20 protein-coding genes and 1 pseudogene are annotated in these 22,664 nt (G+C 58.1%); 13 read left to right on the top strand and 8 right to left on the bottom strand.

Annotation, left to right across the window (positions count from 1 at the left end):
- Positions 1 to 11: 11 nt before the first annotated feature.
- The 10 genes and pseudogenes from nodC to NKJ06_RS07405 all read left to right on the top strand — a co-directional run bounded on the left by nodC (position 12) and on the right by NKJ06_RS07405 (position 11,016).
- The gene (nodC, locus tag NKJ06_RS07455) at positions 12 to 1,370 is read left to right on the top strand and encodes a chitooligosaccharide synthase NodC (protein WP_352809488.1); all 1,359 of its coding nucleotides are present in this window, start codon (positions 12 to 14) and stop codon (positions 1,368 to 1,370) included.
- A 35-nt stretch (positions 1,371 to 1,405) separates the two neighbouring features.
- The gene (nodS, locus tag NKJ06_RS07450; RefSeq protein ID WP_023770905.1) at positions 1,406 to 2,014 is read left to right on the top strand and encodes a nodulation methyltransferase NodS; all 609 of its coding nucleotides are present in this window, start codon (positions 1,406 to 1,408) and stop codon (positions 2,012 to 2,014) included.
- 35 nt (positions 2,015 to 2,049) lie between these two features.
- Positions 2,050 to 2,295 (top strand): annotated as a pseudogene (locus NKJ06_RS07445) (carbamoyltransferase N-terminal domain-containing protein); the annotation flags it as partial.
- A 43-nt stretch (positions 2,296 to 2,338) separates the two neighbouring features.
- A complete protein-coding gene (gene nodI / locus NKJ06_RS07440) occupies positions 2,339 to 3,250 on the top strand; it encodes a nodulation factor ABC transporter ATP-binding protein NodI (protein ID WP_023736276.1) in 912 nt (303 codons plus the stop codon).
- A gap of 3 nt (positions 3,251 to 3,253) precedes the next feature.
- Positions 3,254 to 4,042 carry an ABC transporter permease gene (locus NKJ06_RS07435; RefSeq protein WP_023736275.1) on the top strand — a complete coding sequence of 263 codons (789 nt, stop codon included), beginning with the start codon at positions 3,254 to 3,256 and terminating at the stop codon, positions 4,040 to 4,042.
- A gap of 66 nt (positions 4,043 to 4,108) precedes the next feature.
- Complete coding sequence (locus tag NKJ06_RS07430) at positions 4,109 to 5,059, top strand: LysR family transcriptional regulator (protein ID WP_023736274.1); 951 nt, start codon at positions 4,109 to 4,111, stop codon at positions 5,057 to 5,059.
- 601 nt (positions 5,060 to 5,660) lie between these two features.
- Positions 5,661 to 6,059, top strand: coding sequence for a hypothetical protein (locus tag NKJ06_RS07420; protein WP_352792620.1), 399 nt, complete (start codon positions 5,661 to 5,663; stop codon positions 6,057 to 6,059).
- 723 nt (positions 6,060 to 6,782) lie between these two features.
- Complete coding sequence (locus NKJ06_RS07415; protein ID WP_031249252.1) at positions 6,783 to 7,583, top strand: calcium-binding protein; 801 nt, start codon at positions 6,783 to 6,785, stop codon at positions 7,581 to 7,583.
- 369 nt (positions 7,584 to 7,952) lie between these two features.
- Positions 7,953 to 9,728, top strand: coding sequence for a type I secretion system permease/ATPase (locus NKJ06_RS07410; protein ID WP_352809492.1), 1,776 nt, complete (start codon positions 7,953 to 7,955; stop codon positions 9,726 to 9,728).
- Entirely contained in the window at positions 9,703 to 11,016 is a 1,314-nt protein-coding gene (locus tag NKJ06_RS07405) for an HlyD family type I secretion periplasmic adaptor subunit (protein ID WP_352809487.1), read from the top strand. The genes NKJ06_RS07410 and NKJ06_RS07405 overlap by 26 nt, the downstream gene beginning before the upstream one ends.
- 284 nt (positions 11,017 to 11,300) lie before the next feature.
- Here the strand turns inward: NKJ06_RS07405 and NKJ06_RS07400 are convergent, their stop codons facing one another.
- A complete protein-coding gene (locus NKJ06_RS07400) occupies positions 11,301 to 11,531 on the bottom strand; it encodes a hypothetical protein (protein WP_023736267.1) in 231 nt (76 codons plus the stop codon).
- Between the two features lie 345 nt (positions 11,532 to 11,876).
- Here NKJ06_RS07400 and NKJ06_RS07395 point away from each other — a divergent pair, with 345 nt between their 5' ends.
- Both NKJ06_RS07395 and NKJ06_RS07390 read left to right on the top strand, forming a co-directional pair.
- Positions 11,877 to 12,746, top strand: coding sequence for an AbiJ-related protein (locus tag NKJ06_RS07395; RefSeq protein ID WP_280813643.1), 870 nt, complete (start codon positions 11,877 to 11,879; stop codon positions 12,744 to 12,746).
- Positions 12,747 to 12,987: 241 nt separating this feature from the next.
- A complete protein-coding gene (locus tag NKJ06_RS07390) occupies positions 12,988 to 13,464 on the top strand; it encodes a hypothetical protein (RefSeq protein ID WP_023736264.1) in 477 nt (158 codons plus the stop codon).
- Between the two features lie 67 nt (positions 13,465 to 13,531).
- Here the strand turns inward: NKJ06_RS07390 and NKJ06_RS07385 are convergent, their stop codons facing one another.
- Positions 13,532 to 13,750: a Shedu anti-phage system protein SduA domain-containing protein gene (locus NKJ06_RS07385; RefSeq protein WP_352792532.1), complete on the bottom strand. Its 219-nt coding sequence runs from the start codon at positions 13,748 to 13,750 to the stop codon at positions 13,532 to 13,534.
- A gap of 15 nt (positions 13,751 to 13,765) precedes the next feature.
- On the opposite strand from NKJ06_RS07385, the gene NKJ06_RS07380 reads away from it, so the two are divergent.
- Positions 13,766 to 14,359 (top strand): GIY-YIG nuclease family protein, encoded by a 594-nt coding sequence (locus tag NKJ06_RS07380; protein WP_023736263.1) that lies wholly within the window; start codon positions 13,766 to 13,768, stop codon positions 14,357 to 14,359.
- 656 nt (positions 14,360 to 15,015) lie between these two features.
- On the opposite strand, the gene NKJ06_RS07375 is transcribed toward NKJ06_RS07380, so the two are convergent.
- The 6 genes from NKJ06_RS07375 to NKJ06_RS07350 all read right to left on the bottom strand — a co-directional run bounded on the left by NKJ06_RS07375 (position 15,016) and on the right by NKJ06_RS07350 (position 22,570).
- Positions 15,016 to 16,086, bottom strand: a complete 1,071-nt coding sequence (locus tag NKJ06_RS07375) for an adenylate/guanylate cyclase domain-containing protein (protein ID WP_352629970.1) — start codon at positions 16,084 to 16,086, stop codon at positions 15,016 to 15,018.
- Positions 16,087 to 16,089: 3 nt separating this feature from the next.
- A complete protein-coding gene (locus NKJ06_RS07370) occupies positions 16,090 to 16,584 on the bottom strand; it encodes a Rab family GTPase (protein WP_352629972.1) in 495 nt (164 codons plus the stop codon).
- A 13-nt stretch (positions 16,585 to 16,597) separates the two neighbouring features.
- Positions 16,598 to 19,255, bottom strand: a complete 2,658-nt coding sequence (locus NKJ06_RS07365; RefSeq protein ID WP_352809486.1) for an OmpA family protein — start codon at positions 19,253 to 19,255, stop codon at positions 16,598 to 16,600.
- Positions 19,256 to 19,262: 7 nt separating this feature from the next.
- On the bottom strand, positions 19,263 to 19,928 hold the full coding sequence (locus NKJ06_RS07360) for a hypothetical protein (protein ID WP_352629975.1): 666 nt from the start codon (positions 19,926 to 19,928) through the stop codon (positions 19,263 to 19,265).
- Positions 19,929 to 20,114: 186 nt separating this feature from the next.
- A complete protein-coding gene (locus tag NKJ06_RS07355) occupies positions 20,115 to 20,240 on the bottom strand; it encodes a hypothetical protein (protein ID WP_352809485.1) in 126 nt (41 codons plus the stop codon).
- A gap of 92 nt (positions 20,241 to 20,332) precedes the next feature.
- Positions 20,333 to 22,570, bottom strand: coding sequence for a mechanosensitive ion channel family protein (locus NKJ06_RS07350; RefSeq protein ID WP_502905595.1), 2,238 nt, complete (start codon positions 22,568 to 22,570; stop codon positions 20,333 to 20,335).
- Positions 22,571 to 22,664 lie beyond the last annotated feature (94 nt).

Raw genomic sequence — 22,664 nt, 5'->3', positions numbered from 1 at the left:
AACGAGATCCCATGACTCTTCTTGGTACAACCAGCACTGTGGCCATATCGCTTTATGCGCTGCTCTCGACTGCTTATAAGAGCATGCAGGGGCTTTATGCTCTGCCGACAAACGACTCATCGGCGTTGGAGGTTCTCGTCGGCTCCGATCAACTGCCCAGCGTGGATGTCATCGTCCCCTGCTTCAACGAGGATCCGCGCACGCTTTCAGAGTGCCTGGCTTCCATTGCCGACCAAGAATACGCCGGAAGACTTCGGGTCTATGTGGTTGATGACGGTTCTGGAAATCGCGAAGCCTTAGGAACTGTCCACGAAACCTACGCGCGCGACCCTAGGTTCGACATCATTTTGCTTCCCGAGAATGTTGGAAAGCGCAAGGCGCAGATCGCCGCGATACGCCGCTCATCAGGGGATCTGGTGCTTAACGTTGATTCAGACACGTTACTCGCGTCCGACGTCATTGCCAAGCTTGTACCGAAGATGCGAGATTCAGCGGTCGGCGCAGTCATGGGTCAGTTGACGGCCAGTAACCGGACCGAGAGCTGGCTGACCAGGCTGATAGACATGGAGTACTGGCTGGCTTGCAACGAGGAGCGCGCGGCGCAGGCTCGCTTCGGTGCCGTTATGTGCTGTTGCGGCCCATGTGCCATGTACCGCCGGTCTGCGCTCCTTTTGTTACTGGACCAGTACGAGTCGCAGTTTTTTCGGGGCAAGCCAAGCGACTTCGGTGAGGATCGCCATCTTACTATCCTGATGCTGAAAGCAGGCTTTCGAACCGAGTACGTTCCGAGCGCCATCGCGGCCACAGTCGTCCCGAACAGACTAGGACCGTATCTGCGCCAACAACTCCGTTGGGCACGAAGCACATTCCGGGACACGCTGCTTGGGCTGCGCTTGCTGCCCAGCCTGAATAGCTATCTCACGTTGGACGTGGTCGGACAGAATCTCGGCGCGCTACTCCTCGCCATATCGGTATTAACGGGCCTCGCACATTTCGCACTGACAGGCTCTGTGCCTTGGTGGACAGGACTGATGATTGTGTCCATGACCATGCTCCGATGCAGCGTGGTAGCATTTCGTGCCCGACAGTTTCGATTTCTGGGCTTTTCGCTGCACACGTTCATCAACATCTTTCTCTTGCTTCCGTTGAAAGCCTACGCGCTGTGTACATTGAGCAATAGCGATTGGCTGTCGCGAGGCTCTGCTGTCGCTACATCGAACACTGGGGGAAAACAGGCTCCCACCCAAACTCCGATCACTGGTTCCAGCAGGGCAGAATTCTCGCCGCATGCGGCTCCGCTTCGCAGGCTCAATCTTGCGCGGGATTCTTCGGAATTAGTGCTGTCGGGCAACATTTGCGGCGACGAGTGATCGCTAATTACCTAGTGGACGAGAGGTGCACGAGTTTGACCCAGAACGTGAATCATCAGTTGCTTGATCGGGAATTGGCCGCAGACGATCCGTGGCTTCTCGACGGCAATCCTTTCGAGCGGAAGCGCCACACGCAAATGCTCCAGCTGGCGCTTGCCCAAGGCTCCATTTCAAATGCCCTCGAAGTCGGGTGCGCTGCCGGCGCATTCACGGAAAAACTAGCCCCCTACTGCCAAGGGCTCACCGTCATCGATGTCGTGGCGCAAGCGATTGCTCGAGCACGTCAACGGATAAACGAGCCGTCGCGCATCAACTGGATAGTCTCCGATGTTCAACAGTTTTCGACCGACGAGTTGTTTGACCTGATCGTTGTGGCGGAGGTCCTCTACTATCTCGAAGACATAGCCGAGATGCGCGCGGCCGTCAAAAACCTGGTGCGGGTGCTTGCGCCTGGCGGGCATCTGATCTTCGGATCGGCAAGGGATGCTAATTGCCGTCGCTGGGGCCACGCCGCTGGTGCTGAGCCGGTCATCGCCATGCTGAACGAAACGTTGATCGAGGTAGAGCGTCTTGAGTGTCGGGGCGAGTCGGTCAACGAAGACTGCTTGCTCGTCCGTTTCCGAAACCCGCTTTCCGCTTCCTGATGAATCGAATCTATCGCCGTTAACCTGGAGACACTATGCGCATCTTTGGTATCAAGCTGACCCATGATGGGGCGATCGCCCTGGTCGAGGATGGACGGCTCGTCTTCTGCGTTGACCAGGAAAAGCGGCACAACGATCCGCGTTACCAAGCCATCGATAATCTATACGCAATTGTCGCCGCTTTACCGGAACAGGGGCTAAATCCTTGTGATGTCGATCAGTTCGTTATCGACGGCTGGAATGGCGAAGACGAGTCACAGTTTCAGGTCCGGCAGGCAACCAAGCAACCGCCAGTCTTGGCGTCCCTCTCGGTAAAATGAACCCATGTCCATGGTAGCGATCGATCTTACTGACGTAAGCAAAACTTATGACAAGCTCGTTGTCGACAGACTGTCGTTCCGCGTTGCGGCGGGGGAATGCTTCGGGCTCTTGGGACCGAACGGCGCGGGCAAAAGCACGATTGCGCGTATGGTCCTCGGCATGACATCGCCCGATGCGGGGAAGATTACTGTGCTCGGCGTTCCAGTGCCGGCGCGCGCGCGTTTGGCACGTATGCGCATCGGCGTGGTCCCGCAGTTCGACAATCTTGATACCGCGTTCACTGTACGCGAGAACCTGTTGGTGTTCGGGCGCTACTTCCGGATGAGCAGACGCCAGATCGATGCGGTCATACCATCGCTGCTTGAGTTCGCCCGCCTCGAGAACAAAGCGGATGCGCGCGTCGCCGAACTGTCCGGCGGCATGAAGCGGCGCCTGACGCTCGCGCGTGCGCTGATCAATGACCCGCACTTGCTGGTGATGGACGAGCCGACCACCGGCCTCGATCCGCAGGCCCGCCACCTGATCTGGGAACGGCTGCGATCGCTGCTGGCGCGGGGCAAGACTATTCTTTTGACTACCCATTTCATGGAAGAGGCCGAGCGGCTGTGCGATCGGCTGTGCGTTATGGAGGAGGGGCGCAAGATCGCCGAAGGCCGCCCGTCCGCACTCATTGACGAGCAGATCGGCTGTGACGTGGTCGAGGTCTACGGCGGCAATCCGCATGAACTGGGTGCGCTGATCCGGCCGTACGCACAGCGCATTGAGGTGAGCGGTGAGACGCTTTTTTGCTATGCACCCGATCCGGAGCAGGTGCTGGCGCAGCTACGCGGGCGCGCGGGTCTACGCCTTCTGCAGCGTCCTCCCAATCTCGAGGATGTGTTTTTGCGGCTAACCGGGCGCGAGATGGAGGACTGAACAATGGGCGAACGTTATGCGGCGGGCATGCCCGCCAATGCGTGGAATTGGGTCGCGGTTTGGCGCCGCAACTATCTTGGATGGAAGAAAATCGGGCTTGCATCGGTGCTCGGCAACCTCGCCGATCCGATGATCTATCTGTTCGGTCTCGGCTTTGGAATCGGAACAATGATAGGTCCTGTTGAGGGCACTTCGTACATTGCGTTTCTCGCGGCTGGCATGGTTGCCACAAGCGCGATGGCATCGGCGACCGCTGAAACGGTTTACGGGAGTTTCGGCCGCATGGGCGACCAGCGCACCTGGGAAGGAATGCTATGCACTCAGCTGACGCTCGGCGATATCTTACTCGGCGAATTGGCGTGGGCAGCCACCAAGGCCCTGATGGCGGGCACAGCAATCACTATTGTTGCGACCACGCTAGGCTACGCATCGTGGCCATCCATCCTCTGCTTGCTGCCAGTCATCGCTCTCAGTGGCCTCGCCTTCGCGAGTCTAGCGATGGTCGTCACGGCGCTTGCGCCCAGTTATGAATATTTCATATTTTATAATACGCTTGTTATAACACCCATGCTGTTCCTTTGCGGCGCGATGTTTCCGGTCAACCAATTGCCCGGCGCTTTTCAGGACGTCGCCTCCTTGTTGCCGCTCGCACATGCAATTGACCTCATTCGTCCGGCGATGCTTGGCCGTCCCGCCGGCAGCATGGGCCTGCATATCGGCGCGCTTTGCATATACACGGTTTTGCCGTTCTTCCTATCGGTTGCTCTGTTTCGTCGTCGGCTGATGCGTTGACGCTCTCACCATTCGTGAAATTGATTGTTTGGGCGATACCCATCCACGCGTCGGATAGGTCAATGCATGCGTTTTAAGGGACTCGATCTAAATCTCCTCGTTGTGCTGGACGCTTTGATCAGGGAGCGTAAAGTCACCGCCGCAGCCCGCAGTATTAACCTGAGTCAGCCGGCCATGAGCGCCGCCGTCGGTCGGTTACGCGCCTATTTCAGCGATGAGCTATTTACGATGAACGGCCGCGAACTCATTTTGACACCGCGCGCGGAGGGGCTCGCCACAGCAGTCCGGGAGGCATTGCTGCACATCCAGCTGTCGATTATTTCCTGGGACCCCTTTAACCCGGTCGGATCGGATCGTCGCTTCCGCATCATCCTTTCCGATTACCTCACACTCGTATTTTTTAAGAAAATCGTAAAGCGTGCTGCGCGGGAAGCTCCCGCCGTCCGCTTCGAATGTCTGCCTATTTCCGACGACCCCGAGGAGCTTCTCCGGCGCGGCGACGTTGATTTTCTGATTATGCCGGAAGTGTTCATGTCGAAACATCCTCGCGCAGCCCTGTTCGAAGATATGCTCGTATGCGTAGGCTGCGGCACGAACAAGCAGCTGTCAGAGCCACTTACATTCGACCGATACTTGTCGATGGGGCAGGTTGTGCTTAAATTCGGGGACACCCGGCAGCCCTCCATCGAGGAATGGTATTTGCTCGAGAACGGTTTCGAGAGACGTATCGAGGTCGTCGTACACGGCTTTAGCATGATCCCGCCCCTTCTATCAGGCACCAGCCGCATCGGGACCATGCCGTTGCGGCTGGCGCAGCATTTCGCGAAATTAACACCCTTGCGGATTGTCGAACTTCCGCCGCCACTTCCTGCCGCATTCACGGAGGCCGTCCAATGGCCTGCGCTTCACAATAATGATCCGGCAAGCCTATGGATGCGGGAAATGATGTTGCAGGAGGCATCTCGTATGATTGCCCTGCCTAAGAGCACCGGACGTCTCAGTTGTCGGCCGAATTGAGAAACTGACCCCTCGGTTATGGGAGGAGGCATGGATGGCGATTGGGATTGGGCGATTCCTGCATTGTCGAGAACGATGCAGGGAGAGCAGATCCTTCAGCCTGAAGAGGTGGCAGCGATGCTGCGGCGGCATGAGGTTGGCGGGGAACCGACGGGCGAAGGAATTCGGGTGCGCGCGCAACACCGTGCATCGGCATCTAAGCGAGGGCGGGACTGTTCCGTTTCGCAAGCCCGTGCGGCCGACGGCGTTTGACGGACTGGACGATTGGCTGCGGGAGCGCTTCTTCCCCCATGGGTCGAGCCGGATGACGATCTCGACCCGCTCCAGATGCACCGGGAACGCCTTGCGCGGTCGCGCAGCACGTCGCGGCTCGCCTGTCGGTCTTGCGGCCTTGCGGCCTCGAGTTCGGACTCAATCGCGCCGAGCCCGGTCTGGATTCGAAGGCGAAGGCCTGCTGGGCACGTTCGAGCTTCTCGGAGCTGCGACCGAAGCGCCGCGCTCCAGCTGCTTGACGATCCCTGAAGGTCGGCGAGCCTCTCCTGGGCACGCTCGTGTGTCGCCATCCGGACGATCTCGGCCTTGAGTGTTCGCTCCGGAGTTGTTGCAGTTCGGCCTTCTCCGCCGCCATGGGGACGAATATCGCCTTGAGCGGAACGATTTCGTGGAGACGGGCCAAAGCGCTTCTCTTCATGACGCCGACAAAAGCTTATTTTGCACGGCCAGAGGCCCGCCTTTTGCGCCTGAGTCACTTCGCCACGGCCTATCCGGCCGACGTCGGACGCCGTCTCCGTTCGGCTTAAGCGCGCCAGTCCATGCCTTCGACGAGCGCCATCAGTTGGTGCGTCTATCGGTTCCGCATGCGGAACTGACGAAGCTCAAGGACCTGACGCTCGTGCCCGGCATGCCGGCCGAAGCGATGGTCCAGACGGGCGAGCCTACGGCGCTTTCCTATTTTGTGAAGCCGCTGTCGGACCAAATCAGTCGGGCATTCCACGAGTAATGAAAGTAATTCTGTTAGCTTGGCGTAGGCCGCGTCGCGTAGAGCCCGTGCGGCCGACGTGCGGAAGCTGTCGTTCCGAGATCCTTGAACTCTCGGCTCGCGCGAACGCGCTCCCTAATGTTCCATTGCTCGCAATGGGCAGTGCTGGCGAGATACTCGGCAACACAGCCCTATGCCTGTTCTTCCGAGGCCGGCTTGACGGTGAGCGAATGCGTAACGCAGCTGTGAGGACCCGTCAGTTGTCGTTTCAGCTCGGCTTCGGTCAACTTCGACAGCCTGTCGGCGAAAGGCGCTATCACGAGACCATTGGCGGCAAATTGCCCCCCCCCCTGTTGCGCGGTAGCAGCATGCGTGTCGGGGAAGGAACCGTCTCCGGCCCCCATTCATCGCTGAGCCGCGCCGTACCCGCCGCCACCGGAACTTGTCCACGTCCAGCGCTTACGGTGCGGGTATGCCGGCGTCGAGCAAACAGAGAGAGGTTTGGGCCCAACCAGGGCGGCCGGTTACCAAGTTTTCCTCGTCCGCTTGAGTGTGAATGTTCGGGTCGATCGTCTGGGCGCGTCCCCGCCGCCTGCGAGCCCGCTACTGCTCAGCGGAAGGGCGAAGTGAACGTGAATGCATCCATTTCGTAAATGTGTGTCTATCCAAGCAATCGATTTCTCTAATTACCCGATGGGCAATATGAACGCGTCAGGCAGGGTGCATCATTAGGAGTATTTTTCGATGGCAAACATTATCGAGGGTAGCCCGGATGCCGAAACACTCCTCGGCACCAAGGGTGAAGATTGGATGGAGGGTTTCCAGGGCGGTGACTGGATTGACGGTCGTGGCGGCAACGACGAGATCTCGGCTGGCCCGGGCAGTGACCGAGCCCTTGGCGGCGAGGGTAACGACCGCATCTTCGGCGGAGATGGCTGGGACGATCTCTCCGGCGACAACGGCCGCTTCAACGCGCGCGTCTCCGGTGAGGACAATGACAGGCTCAGCGGCGGTCCCGGCCAGGATGTCCTCTACGTGGGTGACGGCCAGGATACGTTGACCGGGGGCACCGACAATGACACGTTCGTGTTCCAGTTCCACAATCCGGTGCCTGGGGTCAATCCGAGTGTCGGGTCGAAGCCGGACATTACCACTATCACCGATTTCAACCCGGCGGAGGACAAGTTCGCCTTCGATGCGGTGGGCCTCTACAACGACGGTTTTGGCGCGAACTTCGTCAACAACGCCAGCATACAGTCCGGCTACCCGGTGAGCAGCTTCTACAGTGGCGCGGCCTCGGGTGCGAACGGCGAACATGTCGTGGTAATCACTGGCGAATCTTTCAACTCTGCTAATGAGGCAGCGAGTGCGATCTCCGGCGAGCACGCCGGCGACATCATTGTCTACCAAAGCAGCTACACCGACAGAGTCGCAACTCTGGCCTATGTCACCGCCGACGGCAGCGCGCACGAGTTCGCCCACCTGGGCGGTGTGGTCACCGTGGCCGACCTAGGCCTGACCGCGTCGGACTTCACCTTCGTTTGATCCAGAAAAACGATACGGAACAGCGCCCCGCCCCCTGGGCGGGCGCTTTCCGTCTCCGCTACTTGCGATGGGCCGGGGCGCCGGGAGCAGTCGCAGCGTGTACAGCTTGACGAAGCCCTGCACGTCGCGCTGGTCGTACACCGAAATCTCCCTGAAGGCGTCTGTTCGGGCCCTTGCGGCCGGCCACGATGAATCCCTTCCAAACCTTCAGCCGGACGGTGTCGTTGTTGACCCGCTCCATTAGATGCCAAACCAAACAAATTCGGCGGGAGCACTGATCCTGAATCAGCGAGTCGGTTGCCGCTCGGGGAGCAATATAGGGAGCTGGGTCGCCAGATCCTCACGGAGACCTACGTGAGTAACCATTCCATGAAGGATTCAGCTTTGAGACCTTTCCCTCTGACTTCCGCTATTTGGGGAATTCTGTTGATCAGCGGCGTGGTCAACGTGCTTGCGCTGATCTCGCCGCTGTTCATGCTTCAAGTCTATGACCGCGTTCTGGCAAGTGGCAGCGTATCGACGCTGGTGGGGCTCGTCGTGCTTGCTGCGGGGCTTTATGCGTTCCAATGCCTGCTCGACATTTTGCGCGCCCGCGTGCTGCTGCGGATTGGCGAGCGTTTCGATGGAGAGTTTTCCGGACGCGTTCACGATGCGATCGTTCGCCTTCCGCTTTCAACGCGCATGCCGGGCGACGGCTTGCAGCCGCTTCGCGATCTCGACAATGTTCGCGGCTTCTTGGGTGGAAACGGTCCGACAGCGTTCTTCGATCTGCCATGGATGCTGTTTTATCTTGGCATTTGCTTCCTCCTTCATTTCTGGATCGGCATGACGGCACTTATCGGGGCGGTCGGCCTCACATCTCTGACACTCCTTGCCAACACTCTCTCGCAACGGCCGATAAGCGATACCGTTGCCCACAACATGGCACGCAATGGTCTGCTGCAAGCAGCGCGTTGCAATGCCGAGGTCGTGCGAGCTCTCGGCCTTGGAAAGCGGATCGCTGCCCGATGGCAAAAGGCCAATGCCAAGTATCTGGCCGCCAACCGGAAAGCTGGGGACTTGGCAGGTGGGCTGGGTGCCATTTCAAAATCGCTGCGCGTGCTGCTGCAATCGGCCATTCTTGCCGTCGGCGCGTACCTTGTCATCAGACAGGAGGCTACGGCCGGGGTTATGATTGCCAGTTCGATCATGATGGGGCGTGCGCTGGCTCCGGTCGATCTGGCCATTTCAAGCTGGAAACCTTTCCTCATGGCGCGCCAGGGTTGGGCGCGGCTGGAGGACCTCTTGGAAAAGGTTCCTGAATCCGCTCCTGTTATGCCAATGCCTGCACCTGAACGCGAACTGCGCCTCGAAGGCGTGACAATCGTTCCGCCCGGCGAAAGGAAGCCGACCGTGACCGGCCTTGCGTTTGCCATTCAGGCGGGAAGCGCACTCGGGATCATCGGTGCATCGGGCTCGGGCAAGTCGACACTCTCGCGCGCCATCGTCGGCGCATGGGCGCCGGTCGCCGGAAAGGTTCGCATCGACAGCGCAAGCCTCGATCAATGGGACCGGGAAGCACTAGGCCGTCATATCGGCTATCTGCCGCAAGGTGTTGAACTGTTCGACGGCACCATTGCCGAAAACATTGCTCGTTTTGAAGATAATCCTGACCCTGAGGCTATTGTCGCCGCGGCGAAAGCAGCGGGCACGCACGAACTGATCCTCCGATTTGAGCACGGCTACGAAACTCCGATCGGTGAGGCCGGATCGGCACTTTCCGCCGGGCAGCGCCAGCGTATCGGTCTTGCCCGTGCTCTTTATCGAGACCCTTTCCTTGTTGTGCTGGATGAACCCAATGCCAATCTCGATGCGGAAGGCGAGGCTGCGGTCGTTAAGGCGATCGCCTCCGTGCGCGAGCGCAAGGGCATTGCGGTTGTCGTCGCCCATCGGCCGAGCGCCATCCGCGCCGTGGATTTGGTGTTGGTGATGGAAGGTGGACGGCAGCGAGCATTCGGTGCGCGTGATGAAGCACTTTCCAAAGTCCTGAAGGGGACAGCGATGGCACGAGGCGCTGGCGTCAAGGCCATCGAATCTACACAGGATCATGTGGGAGAGCGCGCTGACATGGAGGATCCCGGTGTCCGGCATTCATCAGAACAATGACGTTTCCAGCTCCATTCGCCGCCACCTGGTGGCGGGCCTTCTGGCGAGCGTAATCTTTGTGGGAGGAGCCGGAGCCTGGGCGGCCTTCACGAATCTCTCCGGTGCGGTTGTCGCGTCCGGACACTTTGTCGTCGATTCCTATGTCAAGAAGGTGCAGCACCCGACCGGCGGGGTGGTGGGAGAAATCCTGGTGCGCGAAGGCGATAAAGTGAAAGCCGGCGACATCCTCATGCGGCTCGATGCCACCCAGACGCGCGCCAATCTCGCCATAGTCACCAAGCGGCTCGATGAGCTCGCCGCCTACCAGGCAAGACTCGATGCTGAACGTGACGATCTCGCGGAGATCGCCTTCCCGGACTGGCTGCTCGTCCGAAGAGATGTTCCGGACGTAGCTTCGGCAATACATAGCGAGACGCTGCTGTTCGAATTCCGCAGACAATCCCGCGACGGAAAGCAGGCGCAACTGGCGGAACACATTACTCAATATCACCACGAGATCGAAGGATTCGAGGCGCAGGAAATTGCCTGTGAAAAAAGGATCGAGGTTCTCCTTAAGGAAATTGCTGTTCTGAGTGGGCTGCGCGACCAAGGCATTGTCTCGGACCAACGGTTGAACAGCCTGAAGATCCAGGTTGCCACTTTCGGTGGCGAACGCGGTGAGAAGATCGCACATCAGGCACAGACAGCAGCCCGCATAGCCGAAACGCGCCTGCAGATCCCGCAGATCGATCAGGATTTCAAGACCGAAGTCGGCCAGGAGCTCAGAGAGGTTCAGGCGCAGATCGGGGAGTATGGTGAGCGCAAGGTGGCGGCTGAACAGGAACTGCGACGGATCGATATCGTCGCGCCGCAGTCAGGCACCATTCAACAACTCGCAGTTCATACGCTCGGCGGAGTGATTACGCCCGCCGATCCGATCATGCTAATCGTGCCGGAAGGCGACGATCTTGCGCTGGAAGTACGGATCACCCCGAAGGACATCGACCAAATCCAGCTTGGTCACAAGGCCGTGCTGCGGATGTCAGCCTTCAATCTGAGAACCACGCCGGAATTGAACGGATATGTCAGCCGGATCGCAGCAGATCTGGCGACGGACGAAAAAAACGGCATTTCGTATTACCTGGTGCGTCTATCGGTTCCGCATGCGGAACTGACGAAGCTCAAGGACCTGACGCTCGTGCCCGGCATGCCGGCCGAAGCGATGGTCCAGACGGGCGAGCGTACGGCGCTTTCCTATTTTGTGAAGCCGCTGTCGGACCAAATCAGTCGGACATTCCGGGAGGAATGAAATAAGCCACAGAAATATATTGTTGTATTTCTTGGTTTCTTTGAGAGTGGTAACACCTGAAGGCACAGACATATTTCCTCATTTGCCTCTGGTCACCACTTCTTTCTGTACTGAATTTAGCATCTTAACGTACCCTCAAATGCAGAAATGTCCGCGTTTCATGTTGCAACTGAGTATCCTTGGTTTTCAACGGTTTTTAATGGTGCGCGACATGAAAGGCGACACGAAACACCGCCACCAGCGGCAGCGGGCTGTTCGTTTCTCTTCTGCGGAATGAAAGTCAGTCAGTGCCGCGTGGCTGACATCGCCTCGAACATATCCCAAGCCTCATCTCGGTTTCGGTGCTTGCCGGGAATGCGGACCCAGCACTGCTTCGCAAAGATCCGAGCTTCTAGATCGTCATCAGGATGCGTATCGGTCATAAGCGCCGTCCAGTCCCACTTCCGGGCTTCGCGGCGCATCACGTCGACCACAAACCAGCCGGAAGGCGGTCGATCACGTTCGGTGGTTCGCATGGCAGTTTCCTTCTGAACGAAAGATCCATCTCGACGGTCTCTTCACTGTGGGTGCAATGCATAGGAAGGTCAGAATCTCGCGGGAGGCGTCGGCTATGGCGCTTCAACTTGCCGTTCTTTGAAAGATCGCATCACAAAATGGTGTGGCGGTCTGAGCAACTGCCTCCCCGTTCGAACATCGCGATGATGATCATGCGTCCGCCGCAGCACGGGCACGGAAGCGCAAGCCGTCCGGTTCGGCTGATGGGTCGTTAGTGGCGGGAGGCACGGCCGCGAGCACGGGATCTGCGGTATTGTCGCATTAGATTACCTGGCTCGCGATCGAGACGGTCTCTTCGTCTTGCGTTGCCGTCGGCTCGATCTGAGATCGGGGCCTTCGATTGTTCAAGGGCCAGGTTCGGCGCTTTGCTCGAACAGGCTGTTCACCCCCTTTCCCGATCTGGCGATGAGCAGGCGAAGACGGTCGCTGCCCTGAACAAGGTCCTTTCGCGGGATGGATATGAGCTGGCCCAGGATGGCGAAATCTCCGGTCATCCGCTCTTCAGTTTTCGCTCTGTTGTGCGCGGGGTCGGTGGCAGGCCGAAGAACCTGATCTTTGCCTCGCGGGGACCAAAGCCGGAGATCGGCTTCGCCGATGCGATCAACAACGACATCGTCATACTGTCCGGCGAAGAGAGCTGCCTTGTTTACGACCGGCCGATCGGCGCGAGCGGACTTCTGTGGTCGGAGCTCGTCGCCTGGTGGGGCGAGGTTGCGCCGGGAGCAGATGCCGCAAAACTCGGGGCGCGCCTTCAGGAATCGCTGGCCTCGGACGCGGAACGCAAGCTTTTCGCGACCTACTTCAAGTCCTATCGCTCCGCCCTCGGCGAGGAGTTGCCCGCACTCCTGCCGCAAGTCTATCTTCACTATGACCCTGCAGTGGTGAAGACCCTGCGTCATCGACTGCCTCTGCCGCGTCAGCGCATGGACTTCCTTATGTTACTTCGCAACCGTCAACGCATCGTGATCGAGGTCGATGGCAAGCACCATTTCTCGGAAAACGACCTCCCATCATTGAATGTCTATGCCGACATGGTGTCGGCTGACCGTGAACTGCGCCTTGCAGGATATGAGGTCTACCGGTTCGGCGCGAATGAACTGGTCGGTAGCGGTGCCGAGGCGAGGATCACGGATTTCTTCGAGAAGCTTTTTCGGCTGCACCGCATTCGGCAATGAGGGTGTCGGGTCTCGGGCAAAAGGATGACTTCGCGCGGTTTCACATGGTCCGCGAGCGCGTCAGCGGCAGCGATGCCGCAGCTTGGATCGGCCCTCACGCGGCCATAGGTCGGCGCGACCTCCTCGCGAGGCCAGCGCTCGACGACCGCATCGCGTTCCTGCAAGGCGCAAGGCCAGCCAGGGCGACCTCGCTTGCGGCACAACGAACGCGTACTATAACGGCCGCTCGGGGAAAGATGACATGGACCTTTTGTTCGACGACGCGCAGCTGAAGCGGGTGTGGAATCAAGAAGCCATCCCGGTCATCTTGCGACGCATCGGTAAGGGCGAGAAATTACGGGTGCGGTTGCCCTACGGAGAAGGCAATCGCAAGTGGCTGCGCAATGAACGCCGGCATCGCCCGGAATGGATCGAGGAGCTGCGTTGCTGGGACTTGCCGAAAGCCTGGCTAAATGATTTCGTCGATCGCGCGCTTGTACGCTACCGCAGCGTTTACATTATTCAGCCGTACCGCGAGCAGGAGAAATGTTCCCCTGCTTGCCTCAACGCAACTGGGCACGATTGCGAATGTTCCTGCATGGGCGAGAACCATGGTGCAGGCAATGACGGCAGCTGGTTTGAAGTATCCGAGACATTCGCAACGCGATGGGGTGGGCCTGAGCTGGCGTGTCGGCTTCTAACAGCCAAAAGTTGCGCGTCAGCAGGCGACCACGGGTAGGTCGGATTGTGGGTAGTCAAGCGCGGTGAGCGGAGGCCTGCACTACACGCAGCATCCCTGTTGACAATCAACCTTGATCCATCTGCTCTGGACCATGTTCCACGATGAACCTCGCGCGCTCCAACAACTCATCGAACGTGACAATTTCTGGGCGATTGGTGTGGCGCCGGTGAAGCTCGAATGAGCGAAACTTCGGGAGATTCGTCCCACGATCAAATTGAAATTCGGCCAGCGAACCGATGACGAGACAGGATCGCACGTAAGAGCCGCGTAGCTTGTTTGACATGGGAGGCGATTAGCGATGCCCATTTATTTCATCCTCGAGGAGAATAACGCCGATTGGCGGATGAAGATCGGTCGCGCGACGAACCTTAGAGGTCGTCGAGGTGCCTTACAGACCGGCAACTCGCGCCCGCTAAAGGTAGTGGGGTGGATCGAAGCGGAGAATGAGGCCGAAACGGAAAGGCGGCTCCACGAGAAATATGCAGCGCATAACATTGGCCGGCATGGAGGGAGTAGCGCCAGAGAGTGGTTCTACCTTCAACCCGCCGACATTCTCGAGGATCTGAAACGCGCGGGCATCAAGGGTTTCGTCGAAAAGAATGCAGATGCCTTTGAAGTCGTCGGTCACGATCGTGACGGCTCACCTGAATATCTCGGCGTCTGGGACTGGAGCAACCTCGAGCTTGAAGAGTGCTGCCCGTTTTGTGGCTGCTTGTGCGGCATGCACTTTCAGGACGCATCGCAGATGTTTCACTGTTTAAGCTGCGATGAACTCACCGATTTCTCACAGCCCGATTTTGACAACGAGGAAGACTATATGGCTTGGAAGGAGTACGAAGAGCGCTTGAAAGTAGGGCGTGCAAGTAAGGCGCGACGTAGCAGGTTAGCTTAGACGACGGCGGCTTTTGGGACCATTTGCACAGCGAATGAACGACCGACATCAGGCGCATTTGGGCCGCAAGCGGCCATCCGTTCTCATTGAGTGGTCTTGGGCAGCCGTGGTCTTCACTCGACCCCCTGCATGATGATAAATAACCCAAGAAGGATCTAGACCGAACCGGAAGAGACAAGGTGCAGGTGCGAGGCATTGAGAGAAATAGCAGGAACCGAACCAATCCACAGAAATATTTTGTTGGTATTTCTGTTGGTAGCAGATGCGACTAGCCTTCGTATAAGTCTCTGAAAGGAAAACGGGATTTTCTTCACTTGGATTCCGCCTCTGGGCACCATCATTTTCCTTAGCAAATTCAACGGGTTATCAAGTGGAAAAGTTGTCCACTTGAACAATTCCATGTCGCATCATGTTGCAACGATGGAAAGGCCGTGGTGGTGACGTTGTGGACGGATCGCTTCTTGGACGTCGAGCAAACTCAGTACAGCACCTTTGGTCTATCCGGAAGGGCTGGATCGACCGGTTTGAAAACCGTCGTCGTGCGCCATGCGCGCGGGTCTGTCCCCTGCTGCATCCCGTAGGGCTTCAGCATCCAGATGTGTGCGGTCATGACAGCACGGCCCTAGGCTCCAGGGTCGGCACTTCCAATCGGTCAATCAGGCCGGCAGCCGCCACATTCGCACACGACCTGTACCACGCAATTCCGTTTCCTCGAGCGGGTCGCAAGCAAATTTTGGTCCGAGCAGTTGGCGAGTTGCATCGGAAATACGGATTTCATCGGGCTCCGCGGACGTTTGAATGCGTGAGGCGAGGTTGACCGTCTCGCCCCACAGGTCGTAGGCGAACCGCCTTTTGCCTATGACGCCAGCGACGATCGGTCCTGAGTGAATTCCAATTCTCAGTCTCAGCGGCTCCCCTGCGAAACGTTCGCGCTTGACCGCCCTCCGCAGTTCAACTGCATAGCGCGCAAGGGCTAGTGCATGATCGGATCGCGCGGTGGGCAGGCCAGCGACCACCATTACACAATCGCCGATTGTCTTGATCTTTTCGCAGCCGTGTCGTTCCGAGAGCCGATCCGCCGCCTTGAAGAAGTAATTTAAGATAGCGAGCGTCGTTACGGCACCGACGCTTCGCGCTCTTTCCGTAAAACCGACGATGTCGGCAAAAAGCACACTCACCTCCGCGTGGTTGTCAGCAATTTTTTTGTGCGCTTTCAACCGCTCCGCGATCGAGGCCGGAAGAATGTTGAGGAGGAGGGTTTCGGCGCGCTGGTATTCTCGCGACAATCCCTCCTGGCTCTTCCTCAACGCCTCGTTTGTCGATTGTAATTTCTCGTTGAGTTGACGCTCCCTCTCTTGCAGGAGCGTCATTTCATAAGCCTTCTGTTGAAGCCGCTGCTTGTTGTCGCGTTCGGCAGTGGCGTCAAGAAAGAGCAACCACACGCAGTCGTCGTCGGCAAAGAAATGAAGGTCCGCGACACGCCCGCTGGGCAGTTCGACCATAGCCATATGATATGGAAGCTCCGGGAAAGGCAGCAAACCTTCCATGAATTGAAGCTGATCGGTGACAGGCCTACCGATGCGAACGGATAAGAGCCCGTAATGTTCAACGTTACCGCCCTTCGCGGCTATGCAAAGCTGGGCGTCAATTTTGACATATGCGACAGAGTGCTCGTTATAGAAGAAATCGTAAATCCAGTTTCCGACTTCTCTTGGCAATCTACGCATGGTCTATTTGGTGACCATCGAAGCAAGTTGAAGGAACGCATCATCGACATGCTCACCCGAAAGCGCACTTGTTAGATAGATTTGCCATCCACGTTGCCTCAGTCCGTTTATCTCACTATCCGGTATTACCCATCGATCGGCCAGATCGGATTTGTTGAACAGCAACACAAACGGCATAGCGCCGAATTCGGCCTCGACCCGCTCGCGCAGCGTGAGCGCGGCGGCAAGAGTAGCGGCGCGGGTTCCGTCGACGACAAGCACGAGCCCTGTCGCACCTCGCACATGGCTGACGCGGAATGAGCCGATATCGTCTTCGCCGGCCAAATCCCACAAAATCAGATCCACAGTTTTGTCCGGGAGCGCGACACTCTTCTTGTCGATTTTCACTCCCACCGTGGTCAAGTAGGTTTCTGAAAAGATGCTTTGCACAAACCTGCGAACCAGGCTGGTTTTTCCGACAGAGAACCCGCCCAACATACAGATCTTTTTTTGCAACATCTTGGGCTCCGCCCTAATCCAGGTTTACCGTAATTGAAACCCGGCGATTGGTGGAGCTACCAGTTTGACTATTTTCAGGCACCGCCGGTTCAAAGGTGCCCGCGCCCCGAACCAGCAGCAGTTCAGGAGCGACGCCGCGCTTGTTGAGAAGCGCACGAACTGTCTCGGCGCGGGCGGCGCTGATCGACGCGTTGGCCGTCTCACGGCCCGTGGCGTCCGAATGGCCGGTCAACATGAACCGCGCTGTTACGCCTGACTTGCGGGCATCTTGGGCGAATTCCTTTATTTGACCGGCCAATCTGTCGAGGACCGGCACCTGCTCTGGTCCCGGCACAACTTTGCCGGAAGAGAAGAAAATATCGGTCGTCTGGATGGCCTCTCTCAAATGATTGAGTTCTGCAAGGTCCAGCTCATGCAGCTGCGAGACATCCAGAACCACTCCGTCCGCCGAAAGTTGTTCGGCGGCGGCCTGCGCCCGGCTGATCCAGGCGGCAGGAGCCTCACCCACGACAACGATGCGACCCTGGATGATCGAAAGCTGGACCGATTTCGGCGGGGTCAGCGACGCCGTCAGCCGCTTCACCACGAACTTCGGATCAAGGCTCTGATAGAATTGCCACTGTGAATGAACGCGGGCGGGATCGACCTGCGTTCCGGACAGCAGAGCTTGCGGGTCGGCGGCAAGCGGGTCTCTCAGGCCGGAAATGTAGAAATGTCCGCCCCTCGCCGTTTGTTGGGCGACGATGATCCCCGGTTGGGCCTCAAGTCGCGACACATAATACTGCCAGTGCTCCGCCGCGCGTGCTTCGGGGCTCACATCACGAACCTTGGAGATGTCGAATTCCGGTCCGCCTGCCGAAAGCTGTCGGGCCGCTGCGCGTGCCCGATCTATCCAGGTGTCCGGAGCCTCGCCCTCGGCAACGATGCGATCATTGACGATCGAAAGTCGTACCGTATCCGGCGGATACAGCGACGCCGTCAGCCGCTTCAACACGAACTCCGGCTCAAGGCTCTGATAGAATTGCCACTGTGAATGAACGCGGGCGGGATCGACCTGCGTTCCGGACAGCAGAGCTTGCGGGTCGGCGGCAAGTGGGTCTCTCAGGCCGGCAATATAGAATTGGCCGTCGCGTATCTTTTGTTCTGCAACAATGATGCCCGGCTGGGTCTCCAGTCGCGACACATAGGCCTGCCAGCGCTCCGCCGCGCGTGCTTCGGGGCTCACATCACGAACCTTGGAGATGTCGAATTCCGGTCCGCCTGCCGAAAGCTGTCGGGCCGCTGCGCGCGCCCGATCTATCCAGGTGTCGGGAGCCTCGCCCTCGGCAACGATGCGATCATTGACGATCGAAAGCCGTACTGAATCCGGCGGAGCCAGCGACGCAGTCAGCCGCTTCAACACGAACTCCGGCTCAAGGCTCTGATAGAATTGCCACTGTGAATGAACGCGGGCGGGATCGACCTGCGTTCCAGACAACAGCGACTGCGGGTCGGCGCCAAGCGGGTCTCTCAGGCCGGCAATATAGAATTGGCCGCCGCGCATCTTTTGTTCTGCAACGATGATGCCCGGCTGGGTCTCCAGTCGCGACACATAGGCCTGCCAGCGCTGCCCGGATTGCCAGGAAAGAAAGAACCAACCGCCTGCCGGAATCAAAAACAGCAGGGCTGCAGCCACCACCAGCCACGGAAATCCCTGGTTTGATTCCTCCTGCTTCAGCTCAACGCAGGTCTGCAACTGCGCCTCTACGCCGGCCAACTGCGAACTGTCGCCGTCAAACTGCTCTAAAGCCTGTGAGCATTCATCATGGATGCGAAGCAATACATCGCGAACTATTTCATGTAATTCCTCTGGCGGATTTCCTCGGATCACCGAAACCAGGGTGGCAAACGGTCCAACTTCCGACCAGAGACGAAGGTCGCCAAAACGGATTGTGTCTAGGCCGCTCTGCTCTTTCTCATTAAATGAGTCTTTTACAAAATCTTGGATTGCACTGAGCATCGATGAAATGAGTTGAGGATCTTCGCTCGTTGCATTATCGGCAGTTACATGGGCTATCAAAAGCCCGGAATTACGGTTAATGAGAAAGACATGCTCTACACGATAGACAAGAGAATGCTTTAGCACAACTTCTGAGAAGCTCGCACCTGTCCTCCAGGCTTCAAATCTCCACTTGAGACCATGCCAAGTAAATATATGTCTTAAAGTTTCATTCAGCGACTGAAATGTCTGGTCGATCTTTTCCCCGATCGACTTGCGAATTGCCGGCAAAAACACCGGGTATAATATATCTGTCAGCGTGCGCGGGCTCTTCTGGATTGACCGTTGCACAGCCCTTTCGACAGCGGGCGCAAGCGCCTCGCCGAGCTGCGCATGAGGCGCTCGCGCGGCGGCACTGGGAAGAACGTCGCCCACTGCTGCCGCAAGCTGCTCGGGTTCGTCCAGCAGATGCGTAACTCGTGAAAGCTCCGAAATTTCGCGGCTGACCAGCAACTGGCGCAGCGTTTCCATGCGAGGATCGGCGGCTGGAACTCCGTCGAAACGCGCACGATAGTCCGGATCAACGTTCCGGGCAATTTCGATCAAAAGACGAGCCAGAGCCTCGCGATCAATCTCTGTATCGTTCGAGGCTGTTCTTTGCGGAAGGCTGATTGGGTCGACGGTTGACGTCAAGGTCCCATCAACTCACTTTCCAGTTACGTTCCGAGTTGCTCTTGCTGCCAACAGGATCCTGATTCAGACATTTTGCAACCTCGACAAACAAGCCGGCCAGAAGATTTCGGTCGGTCTTGACGTTGCTGAGATCGGCAAACATTTTCTCGATCAGCATCTGAACGCCTTCGTTCTTCTGCTTGATTTCCTCACGCAGTAAATGATCGTTTCGATTTATCCGGTCCGAAACGTCGCGCTCAAGCGCGCTCAATTGATCCGACAGCGCGCGCACCTGCTTTTCAAGTGTCTGGTTTTGCTCGCGAAGATTCCGGTCAATCTCCTTGTCGGCATCGGCCCGTGAATCTTTTTCGTTCCGCAATTGCGCCGCAAGCGAATCGACCTGCTTCTTTGCATTTGACTCGTACATGTCGAGATTGCGCTTGGCCTCGGATTCAACATCCTTAAAGCGCTGCAAGACCCGTTCTTCAAGCTTGGAAAAGCGGCGGTCATAGTCCTGCATCTGGTTGCCGAACAGCAGATCACGTATCTTGTCGACACCGACAGGGTCGCCGGAGCCCCCGTTTTCACGAGCCTGGACCCCCATGAAGTTCAGCCCGTTTCCTTCTGCGTTACCTATCAGATTTGCGTCCGCCTTCTTTTCTGAAGAAACGGAATTCGAAGATTCCTTGGCCATCCTGATACCCCATTTGCATACCTGCCGCGACGGAAACCATGGCAGCAAAATACCCGACCCGCAAGCCGGATTCGTCTTGACTTATACCTATTCGTGGGGCAGCCGAGCGCTACTCCCTCCGACTCAGAAATCTCGGCCAATCCACTTTGCGGCCCCGAGCTCGCCGGCACGAGCAAAGCCGCTGCCTCAGACGCGCGCAATGTCGCCAGCGCCGTCGGCAAGATCGCGGCCGAAGACCCGGAAACGATGGGCGGCGAAAGGCGTGACCAGACCGGACATCAGGATCCAGTTTGCGGCGATGACGACAAGCATGGTGGCGAGCATTCCCCTACGACCGAACTGCGGTTACGACGAGGAACCTCAGCAACGGCACCGCGCTGTGACCGGCAGCTGTCAAAGCTTTCCTACTCCGTCGTGCTCGCTTTTTTTCTGCGCCGATTGGTGTGCGACTGCGCGACGGCCATTTGCAACTCGGGTGTGACCTCCAACGGCGCATTCTCTGCCCCATGTGGGTTCTGTAGCCCCTGAATGTGGACGGTCGGAAACGGGAGTTCGATGCCCTGCTCCTTGAATGCCTGGCGGAGGCGTAAAAAGAATCTGCCTTTCATGCTGAAGGCACCCCCCGGTCTGGTCGTGACCTTGACCCTCAAGACGATGCCGTACTCGCCGAACTCCTGTACGCCCTGCATCTTGATCGGTTCGATCACCCAGTGTTTGAACTCCGGATCTTCCGCCAGTTCGAGGCCGATGCGCTTGATCAGCTTGCGGGCGAAGTCGATATCGGTGTCGTAGCCGACGGTGATGTTGAACTTGTCGGTAACCCAGTCACGGCTCTGGTTCTGCACTGCCCCGAGTTCACCGAAAGGTATCGTGAACAGCGGGCCACGGTGGTGGCGCAGCTTCACCGAGCGCAGTGAAAAGCTCTCAACCGTACCCTTGTAATTGCCCGAGGAAATATATTCGCCGACACGAAACGCATCATCGAGCAGAAAAAACACGCCCGAAATGATGTCCTTGACGATCGTCTGTGCGCCAAAGCCCACCGCGACGCCGACGACGCCGGCGCCGGCGATCAGCGGGCCGATCTGGATACCCACCGAGGCGAGCATCATCAGCACCGCCATCACGATGATCGATGCGAGCAGAATGTTCTGGAGGATCGGCAACAGGGTGTGCAGCCGCGCCTGATGCGAGTCGGGGGGTAGGACATCCTCGTCGCCTATCAGCTCGTGCGATGTTTGGATGCCCAGCTTTCGTTCGATCAACGCCTTGATGATCGACCAGCCGAAATCGGCTGCGAGGGCAATGACCACGACATTGATCAAGCCGCGCAATATGAACATCGTCGTCGTATCGCTGTCGTGCATGGATTGCATATTCAGACCCCAGACACGCGCGAGAAAGTAAGCCGCCGCCAGGATGAAAATCATTCGGATTGCGCGATCGATGACGGCGATCGTCACCGCCGGGATCGTCGGCCGGCCGGCATCTTCCGAACCCGGCCGCAGAACGAAATTGACCCCGCGCTGCGTCAGCACGATTGCCAAAGGCAGGAAGAATGCGGCGAAGGTAAACCAGAAGAGTATATAAAGGCCGGCATTGCGCTGCAGAAACAGAACGACGAAATAAGCAGTCAATAGCCATGTCGCTGCCGTGCGACCGCTGTGGCGCGCACCGTCTCGCTGCGTTCTTGGCCGCCGCCAAACGGCAAGCAGCAAGAGTAACAGCAGCACAAAATCGGCGCCCAGGGACAGGACCGTCATTCCGTCCTGATCGATGCCGAGACCCGGCAAGAGGATGAACGCGGCGCCGAAGAAGGCGAAGACGCCGACGATCCGGGGCAGCCAATAGGACCAATGATCAGCCGTTTCGTTGGTGATCGGCAAGGCACGAACCTCGACGGCGTTCTCGACGTTCATGAAGGAAGGGACGAGCGTGGCCATCACGTACAGGCGCACACCCCATGTAACGACTGCCGCCATCAGAAATGTCAGCACAATCTCGCGGATAAGCATTGGCCAATCGAACAACATGAACGCGCCGGCGCTGCCCAGTGCGAACGAGACGATCAGCATGCTGGAATAAAGCGCGCGACCACCAATCTTCTTGGCTCGCCCCGTGGGCGTATCCTTCGGTTGCGCGATAATCCAAAGCCGAAATGGACGGGTGAGCTTGTACGTTGCCCAAGTAAGCGCCAGGCCGGCAGCGATGAACATCGCAATCAGGATCAATACGCCGGCAGGCCCTTTGCTGGACATATCCTGCATGGTCTCTGCCCGAACGCGCGCGAACTGGCCTGGCAGCAGGGGCAAAGTCCGCACGATCCTTTCGATATGGTGCCTGATCCGATCGAGCGTCGAGGATGCCATCGTATTCATCTGGCTGGGTGGGGCCACTGGTGCGGCCACGGGGTCGGACGATGCGTCGGTCGGTGAAACTCCCGCCTCGGCAGGCGCGCCCGTCGATCCGGCGTCCTGATTCCGTTGTTCGGCCACCCAGGCCTTCACCGACGGATCGTCGAGAAGCTCGAACAGCTGTTTGACCCTTTCAGGCGGGACGGTTGCCGGCGCCTGCGCCTGTGCGTGACCGGCCAGCAAGAGGGCGATCCCAACAACGAACGGTCTGGCAATCAGGACAAGCATCGCCGTCAGGTCTCCGAGACATTGTGCCGGGCGCGCCAGGTTCGCGGCTCCCGATCGTCCAATCATGAGTGGCATCGTGCTGTTAACTTTCTGG

Origin of the sequence: Mesorhizobium sp. M0293 (genome assembly GCF_040321735.1) — a bacterium.
Lineage (GTDB): Bacteria > Pseudomonadota > Alphaproteobacteria > Rhizobiales > Rhizobiaceae > Mesorhizobium.
The sequence above is the reverse complement of the archived record's forward strand: the minus strand, read 5'-3'. Positions and strand labels throughout refer to the sequence as shown.

What these genes read in the sequence shown, in the direction of transcription:
- nodC (WP_352809488.1), top strand. Translation starts at nt 12, where the DNA reads ATGACTCTTCTTGGTACAACCAGCACTGTGGCCATATCGCTTTATGCG.
- nodI (WP_023736276.1), top strand. Translation starts at nt 2,339, where the DNA reads ATGTCCATGGTAGCGATCGATCTTACTGACGTAAGCAAAACTTATGAC.
- NKJ06_RS07435 (WP_023736275.1), top strand. Translation starts at nt 3,254, where the DNA reads ATGGGCGAACGTTATGCGGCGGGCATGCCCGCCAATGCGTGGAATTGG.
- NKJ06_RS07430 (WP_023736274.1), top strand. Translation starts at nt 4,109, where the DNA reads ATGCGTTTTAAGGGACTCGATCTAAATCTCCTCGTTGTGCTGGACGCT.
- NKJ06_RS07415 (WP_031249252.1), top strand. Translation starts at nt 6,783, where the DNA reads ATGGCAAACATTATCGAGGGTAGCCCGGATGCCGAAACACTCCTCGGC.
- NKJ06_RS07410 (WP_352809492.1), top strand. Translation starts at nt 7,953, where the DNA reads ATGAAGGATTCAGCTTTGAGACCTTTCCCTCTGACTTCCGCTATTTGG.
- NKJ06_RS07400 (WP_023736267.1), bottom strand. Translation starts at nt 11,531, where the DNA reads ATGCGAACCACCGAACGTGATCGACCGCCTTCCGGCTGGTTTGTGGTC.
- NKJ06_RS07390 (WP_023736264.1), top strand. Translation starts at nt 12,988, where the DNA reads ATGGACCTTTTGTTCGACGACGCGCAGCTGAAGCGGGTGTGGAATCAA.
- NKJ06_RS07385 (WP_352792532.1), bottom strand. Translation starts at nt 13,750, where the DNA reads ATGTCAAACAAGCTACGCGGCTCTTACGTGCGATCCTGTCTCGTCATC.
- NKJ06_RS07380 (WP_023736263.1), top strand. Translation starts at nt 13,766, where the DNA reads ATGCCCATTTATTTCATCCTCGAGGAGAATAACGCCGATTGGCGGATG.
- NKJ06_RS07375 (WP_352629970.1), bottom strand. Translation starts at nt 16,086, where the DNA reads ATGCGTAGATTGCCAAGAGAAGTCGGAAACTGGATTTACGATTTCTTC.
- NKJ06_RS07370 (WP_352629972.1), bottom strand. Translation starts at nt 16,584, where the DNA reads ATGTTGCAAAAAAAGATCTGTATGTTGGGCGGGTTCTCTGTCGGAAAA.
- NKJ06_RS07360 (WP_352629975.1), bottom strand. Translation starts at nt 19,928, where the DNA reads ATGGCCAAGGAATCTTCGAATTCCGTTTCTTCAGAAAAGAAGGCGGAC.
- NKJ06_RS07355 (WP_352809485.1), bottom strand. Translation starts at nt 20,240, where the DNA reads ATGCTTGTCGTCATCGCCGCAAACTGGATCCTGATGTCCGGTCTGGTC.
- NKJ06_RS07350 (WP_502905595.1), bottom strand. Translation starts at nt 22,570, where the DNA reads ATGCTTGTCCTGATTGCCAGACCGTTCGTTGTTGGGATCGCCCTCTTG.